Annotated in this window: 6 protein-coding genes; 1 reads left to right on the top strand and 5 read right to left on the bottom strand. The window is 56.6% G+C overall.

The annotated features are described in order from the left end of the window. Positions 1 to 448: 448 nt before the first annotated feature. Entirely contained in the window at positions 449 to 637 is a 189-nt protein-coding gene (locus AC07ZS_RS25030; RefSeq protein ID WP_382160036.1) for a hypothetical protein, read from the top strand. Positions 638 to 889: 252 nt separating this feature from the next. On the opposite strand, the gene AC07ZS_RS25025 is transcribed toward AC07ZS_RS25030, so the two are convergent. The 5 genes from AC07ZS_RS25025 to AC07ZS_RS25005 form a co-directional block, all read right to left on the bottom strand. Continuing rightward, positions 890 to 1765, bottom strand: coding sequence for a crotonase/enoyl-CoA hydratase family protein (locus AC07ZS_RS25025; protein ID WP_382160032.1), 876 nt, complete (start codon positions 1763 to 1765; stop codon positions 890 to 892). Further along, positions 1762 to 2571 carry an enoyl-CoA hydratase-related protein gene (locus AC07ZS_RS25020; protein ID WP_382160028.1) on the bottom strand — a complete coding sequence of 270 codons (810 nt, stop codon included), beginning with the start codon at positions 2569 to 2571 and terminating at the stop codon, positions 1762 to 1764. Before AC07ZS_RS25020 ends, AC07ZS_RS25025 begins: the two co-directional genes overlap by 4 nt. 323 nt (positions 2572 to 2894) lie before the next feature. Continuing rightward, a complete protein-coding gene (locus AC07ZS_RS25015) occupies positions 2895 to 3923 on the bottom strand; it encodes an NAD(P)H-dependent flavin oxidoreductase (RefSeq protein ID WP_382160026.1) in 1029 nt (342 codons plus the stop codon). A gap of 56 nt (positions 3924 to 3979) precedes the next feature. Then, positions 3980 to 5065 (bottom strand): Zn-dependent alcohol dehydrogenase, encoded by a 1086-nt coding sequence (locus tag AC07ZS_RS25010; RefSeq protein ID WP_382160022.1) that lies wholly within the window; start codon positions 5063 to 5065, stop codon positions 3980 to 3982. Positions 5066 to 5084: 19 nt separating this feature from the next. Further along, positions 5085 to 6068 (bottom strand): tripartite tricarboxylate transporter substrate binding protein, encoded by a 984-nt coding sequence (locus tag AC07ZS_RS25005; RefSeq protein WP_382160018.1) that lies wholly within the window; start codon positions 6066 to 6068, stop codon positions 5085 to 5087. Positions 6069 to 6163: the final 95 nt, after the last annotated feature.

Here is a 6163-nt window from a genome sequence, read left to right as displayed (position 1 = left end):
GCTGGACTGCTCGCATCCTGTCTTCGTACGAATACATGAACTACCTCCTGGTAGTCCAAGTTTTCGTCCGCATCCCCCTCGGGTCAGAGATCAGTGGAATTCAACAGCCAATGTTCTGGACGTACTTGATCCGGCACGGCGACATGGCCAGGCCAGTCCTCTGAACCAATGCGAGCACGTCTGGGCATGTGGGCCCTCGGCTGAAACCGCTGCAGGCGGATTTACAAGAGTAGTTGAAATGCTGATTGCGTTACAACATCTCTTGTCGGAAATCCGATCTGTAACCTATCCAGGCTGTTGAGTTTGCCCGTGCCGCGGCATCGTCGATGAGTTACAACTTCTGTTGTGTGAGCGCAGATGGCGTGAGAGTGCAAGGCTCCGTGAATTTGTCGTGAGCTTTGGTCGCCTCCTCCCTCTGCACAGGCCATCCGCGTTCGGTGACAAAGAGATGATTCAGAAACTGATGGCGTTCAGCGGGGGACTCACGGGCCGGATGACGACCTTGCTGGCCCAGGCGGCTGAGTTGGCGATCCGAGAGAGGACCGAATCCATCAGCCTCGAACTGCTCGATCGGGCGGCAAGGGCAGGGGTCTTCAAGCTGCCTGCAGAGGAAGAGCCTGATGAGGCCGATGCATGAGCGAATCGAGTACAGCCACGGCCTGGTGACACATTGAAAGGGTCATCGTGCCAATTGAAAGATAAAAAGTGACAGATTGAAGGGAAACCGACACTTCTCACGTGCGGATGTTTGCTGGATGATCTGCAACTGGAGCGTCGAAGACAGATTTATGTCACTTATCTTGACTATCGTCGAGCCTGGCAGTCAGGCAACACCGCATGCAGCGCCGAATGCTGAGGAAATGTCTAGAGTTTGGATGCATTCACGCGTTCAGCGCCACCACCTGCGGAAGTCTTTCACGGAGGAGGCTGATTCACTGAATTGGGCAGGTCGCTTGGCGTTGAAAGCCGCAACCCCTTCCTTCCCGTCGCGCGTGCTCACATGGAACATGGCAAGCGATTCGACCTTGTGGGCATGCAGGGGGTGCGGTAGGCCGGAATTGCGGTACAGCATCTGGCGTATCAGGGCGGTAGATGCGGCCGAGCGTTCATTCGCCAAAGTCCGCGCTAGCTCATAAGCCCGCGGAAGCAACTTGTCCGCTTGCAGCACTTCTTCAACCAAACCGTCGCGAAGGGCGGTTTCCGCATTCAAGATCTCGGCAGAGTAAGTCCATTTCAGCGCTTTCGCCAGCCCAACGATCTTTGGCAGAAACCAACTCGAGCAGGCATCTGGGACGATGCCGATCTTCCCGAAGACGAAGCCGAAGCGCGCGTTTTCGGAAGCGAGCCGGATATCCATCGCAAGCGTCAACGTCGCACCTACGCCAATGGCGGCGCCGTTGACCGCGGCAATCACTGGCTTAGAGCATTCGAAGATCGCCAGTGTGACTCGCCCGCCAGTGTCGCGCACGCCGCTTACGATATCTGGATCTTCTAAACGCTCGTCCATATCTTCCATTGTCGGCTCAAGCGACTCGTTGAGTCCGAATGCATTGCCACTTTCTCCGAGGTCCATACCCGCGCAGAATGCACGCCCCGCACCGGTGACCACGATGACTCGCACCGTGTCGTCTTCGCTGGCCCTGTTGAATGCGTGCACAAGTTCATCGGCCATCAACACCGTGAAAGCGTTCAATCGGGCGGGTCGGTTCAGCGTCAGCGTGAGGATGGCGTCGGAAATACTCCAAGACAGCGTCTCATAGTTCACTCGGTACCCCGGTAAAAGTCAGGATCGCGTTTCAGCTCGAAGGCGCGAACACCTTCACCAAACGATGGTGTGTCGAGTAGAACGCGCTGATGTAGTCGCTCATATTCCATCTGCGAGGCCAAGTCCTGCGTTTGGGCGGCCTCGTAAGCGTGGCGTACTTCCCTGCAGACGCCAGGAGGAGACTTCGACAATCGTGCGGCGACAGCCATTGCTTCGTCGAGCAGTTCCGCGTCTGGAACACTTCGCCAGATCATTCCCCATCGCACCGCCTCCTCGGCGTGAATTCGGTCGCCAAGCATCGTCACTGCCTGCGCCCGCGCCCATCCGACCAATCGCGGCAGTTTCCAAGTGGCGCCGAGATCCGGCAGCAACCCCAGCCTGGGTGAGAAGGTTAGAACGAAGGAAGCTGACGTGGCGGCAATCACAATGTCGGCAGCTAGTGCAATGCTCACTCCTGCGCCCGCGCTGACCCCATTGACTGCGGCCACCGTGGGGATCGGAAGAGCGTGAAAAGCTGCGATGACCGGGTTGAAGTACTCGGCCATTAAGTGAGCTTGCCGAACCCCGAGAGTTTCATCGGGCAAGCCAGGTACTCCGTCGATATCCAGCTGCCAACCCGCGCAGAATCCACGTCCGGCGCCCGTAATGACGAGCGCACGCACAGTCGGATCGGTGGCGATGGCCTGCAGCTGTGCGAGCAGCGCTTTGATCGACTCTAAGCTAAGGCTGTTGAGGGAAGCGGGGCGGTTTAGCGTCAGCAGACCGACGCCGTTGTTGGCTGTGAGTGTTATGTCGTGGATGCTCATGGGCGTGAATCGGAGGCCTAGGCGAAGGAGGGATTGGGTTTGCGTCTTGTTCGTTGCGCGTGGCTACGCTAACCGCCAGTCGTACGCCCTCAGCTTCGGTATCGTGGATCTCATTGGGTATGAAAGCATGTGCGGCGCGCCGCTCCGCATACAAGGGCGACGTTGTCGAGATGGCGCTGGGCGCCGCATCTCTGGACGTTCCGGATCATCGGGTGGCTGGCGGTCAAAGACCTCATCTCCTCCAATTTCCTGAATGCGTTTGCTGGTCAAGCCATCAATCTTCATTCGTTGCAGTCTCGACATAAGACAGGAATTCGCATGCGCTAAGAAGTTGAGTCAACGGTGAAATCACCTATCTTTGCGATCTTCTTGGCGTCTGCTTGGCTGACCATCGTTGTCGCGCGCGCCAGGCTTACTCGGCACTCGTCCACCATCCGGTTGATCAACTCGCCGCAACTAGGTATGTCATCAATGAGGCCGATGCACAGGCCCGCCCAGACCAAGCCGTCATCCAACCGTCCCGTCTCTAGCGCCTGCCGTCCGCGGGCGCCGGAGACCAGATGTCTGATTTCTTCAAATTCAGTGCCACCGGGGCGGCGCTCAAGCGCAATAACTTCTTTGGCGATGCTGTTGTCGTATACGCGCGCTGTATTGCGCAAGGTTCGAAAGATGAGGGCGGTGTCCTGTTCACTGGCGCGGGTCATCGCGAGCTTCACCTCTTCATGCAGCGGTGCCTCTCGGGTCAGCATGAAGCGGGTGCCCATGTTGATGCCCTCGGCACCGAGCGCCATTGCGGCAGCCATACCGCGCCCGTCGGCGATGCCACCCGACGCGATCACGGGGATCGTGAGCTGCGACACGGCCGCGGGGATCAGGACGAGTCCCGGGATGTCGTCTTCGCCGGGGTGACCGGCGCATTCAAAGCCGTCGATGCTCACGGCAGCCACGCCGCGCTTCTGGGCGCTGAGCGCGTGACGTACCGACGTGCATTTGTGGATGATCTTCAGGCCGCTGGCCTGGAACAATGCGGTGATCTCGGCAGGATGGTTGCCGGCGGTCTCGACGATCTCGACGCCGCTGTCGATGATCGCTCGCGCATAGTCTAGGTAGCGCGGGGGAGAGGCTGACGGAAGGATCGTGAGGTTGACGGCGAATGGCGCCTCGGTCATGGACCGGCAGCGCTCGATCTCTTCCCTAAGTGCATTGGGTGACGGCTGGGTCAGTGCCGTGAGCGTGCCGAGACCTCCTGCGTTCGAAACCGCAGATGCCAAGGCGGCGCGCCCCACCCACATCATTCCTCCCTGGAGAATGGGGTACCGGATGTCGAGAAGTTCAGTGATACGGGTTTTCATGGTGTTAGCTGATCGTGCTCTTGCGACTGGAGGTGCTTATGGGTCGATGGGCAGACCTAATCAAAAACAATGACGCTTCGAGCAACTTCACCCCGCTTGAGTGCCGAAAGTGCATCGTTGATGTCGTGCAGCTCGATTCGCTGTGAAATCAAATCGTCAAGGTTAAGTCTGCCTTGCATATAAAGCTCGACGAGATGGGGGACATCTACTGGCGTTTTTGCGGACCCCAAGAGCGATCCTCTAAGTTGCTTTTCCGCCAGTAACTCGATGCCATCGAGAGAAATTCGATCGAAGTTTCCGAACAAACCGAGCACGGTGACTATGCCTCCGGGTGCTGACATGCGCCAACATTGCTCGACGGTCAACGACAGCCCAACGCATTCAAACGCATAGTCGACGCCGCCCGAGGTGAGTTCCTTCACCACAGCAACAACATCGTTGGCACCCGCATCCACCACATGGGTGGCACCAAATTTTTGTGCCAATTTCAGTTTGTGTGGCAATTTGTCCACGGCGACGATTTGAGTTGCACCAGCGATCTTGGCGCCATTGATAGCAGCTAATCCGATAGCGCCGCAGCCGACCACGGCCACCGTTGAACCGGGCGTGACTCCTGCGGTGCGGAATACGGCGGAAGCACCGGTTAGAACTGCACACCCTATCAAGGCGGCACGGTCCAAGGGCATATCGCGCCGAATCTTTATTACGGCACTTCGATGGATCAAAATTTCTTCCGCGAACCCAGACAGGTTGTAGACCTGGCTGATACGCTGGCCGACGCGCGTCAGGCGGTTTGCTTTTCCCGGTGGCTGCTTCACATCAGTGTCTTGGCATAAGACCAACCTCCCCTTGATGCATTGGGGGCACGTACCACAAAATGACGAAAGCGTGCCGACCACGTGATCTCCACGTTGCAGGTCGGTCACCCCTGAGCCGACTTGTTCAACGATTCCTGAAACCTCATGGCCCAGGACTGCCGGCAGTGGTAGATCGGGTCGAAGCCCTTCATACAGATGAAGATCGGAGTGACAGACTCCCACGGCTGCGGTTCGCACTCGTACCTCGTAAGGACCGGGGTCGCCAAGTTTTACGTCGGCGACAATGAGCGGTGAGTTAAACTTTTCCAGAATAGCGGCCTTCATGAGGTAACTCCTGGTGCAGTCAGCCCGCTATCCCGTTGGCTTTGGCGGCTTCTCTCATCCATCGCAGATCGTCCCTGATGAGTGCTTTGAAATCCTCCGAAGAACTGCTCAATTTTGATTCGTGGGCCGTTGCGTGCAATTGCTCGACCACATTCTTCGATTGGGTGGCGGCGGTCAGCGCTTCAAAAAGTTGAGTGACTACGTTCGGAGCTGTACCTGCCGGGGCAACCCATCCGCCCCAATAAGCCAAGGGTGGGACCTGTACTCCGGTCTCCGCGAATGTGGGCACATCTGGCAGTTCATTCCAACGTTCTTTTTCGAGAATGGCCAGCGTTTTTAGCTTGGTGGAAAAGTTTTTCGAAAAAATTGCTGGCCCTATCATGACATCCACTTCGCCTGACATCAATGCTCTGACTGCATCGGGCCCGCCCTTGTAGGGGACTGCCAATCCCTTGAATCCGGCAGCCCTCTCGATTTGTGCCATCTTCAAATGTTCAATGCTTCCATGTCCAAACGTGGAGTAGGTCAATTTTCCCGGATTTCCTTGCGCATAAGAAAATAGACTTTGCAAAGAACTAAATCGAGAGTCGCCTCTAACAAGAATGACGATGGGCGTCTTGATTGTTGCAATAATAGGGCTTGTTTGATTTTCAATATCAAATTGTTTCTGCGATGCCTGCATGGCCAAGTAGCCGTTGTGCAGATACATCAGAGTTCGCCCATCTGGCGGCGCCGTTGTGAGTGCCTGAACGGAAATAGCTAGTTGACCGCCAGGTCTATTTTCAACAACAACAGATTGTTGCAACGCATTGCTAAGGCCGACTGACGTTGCGCGAGCAACTGCATCCGCAGATCCACCCGGAGGATGACCCACAATCAATTTCACCAAGCCACGGGTTGAATCGCTTTTGGCGGGTGTAGGCAAAATCAGAGCTGCTGCGGCAATGGACGCGGCGTGCAAAATGCTCCGCCGACTGCGGATGCTGTCTGTAATTTTCAACATACCTTTGCTCCTTCGAAAATAGTTTCGGATTTGAGGGGAGTCGCTCGCACGGGAAAGCTTGAATCAAGTGATGTAATCTGCGGGAAAACGGCGAG

It is taken from the genome of Hydrogenophaga sp. GW456-12-10-14-TSB4 (genome assembly GCF_059424305.1).
Note: the sequence above shows the minus strand (reverse complement) of the source record. Positions and strands in the feature narration are given on the sequence as shown.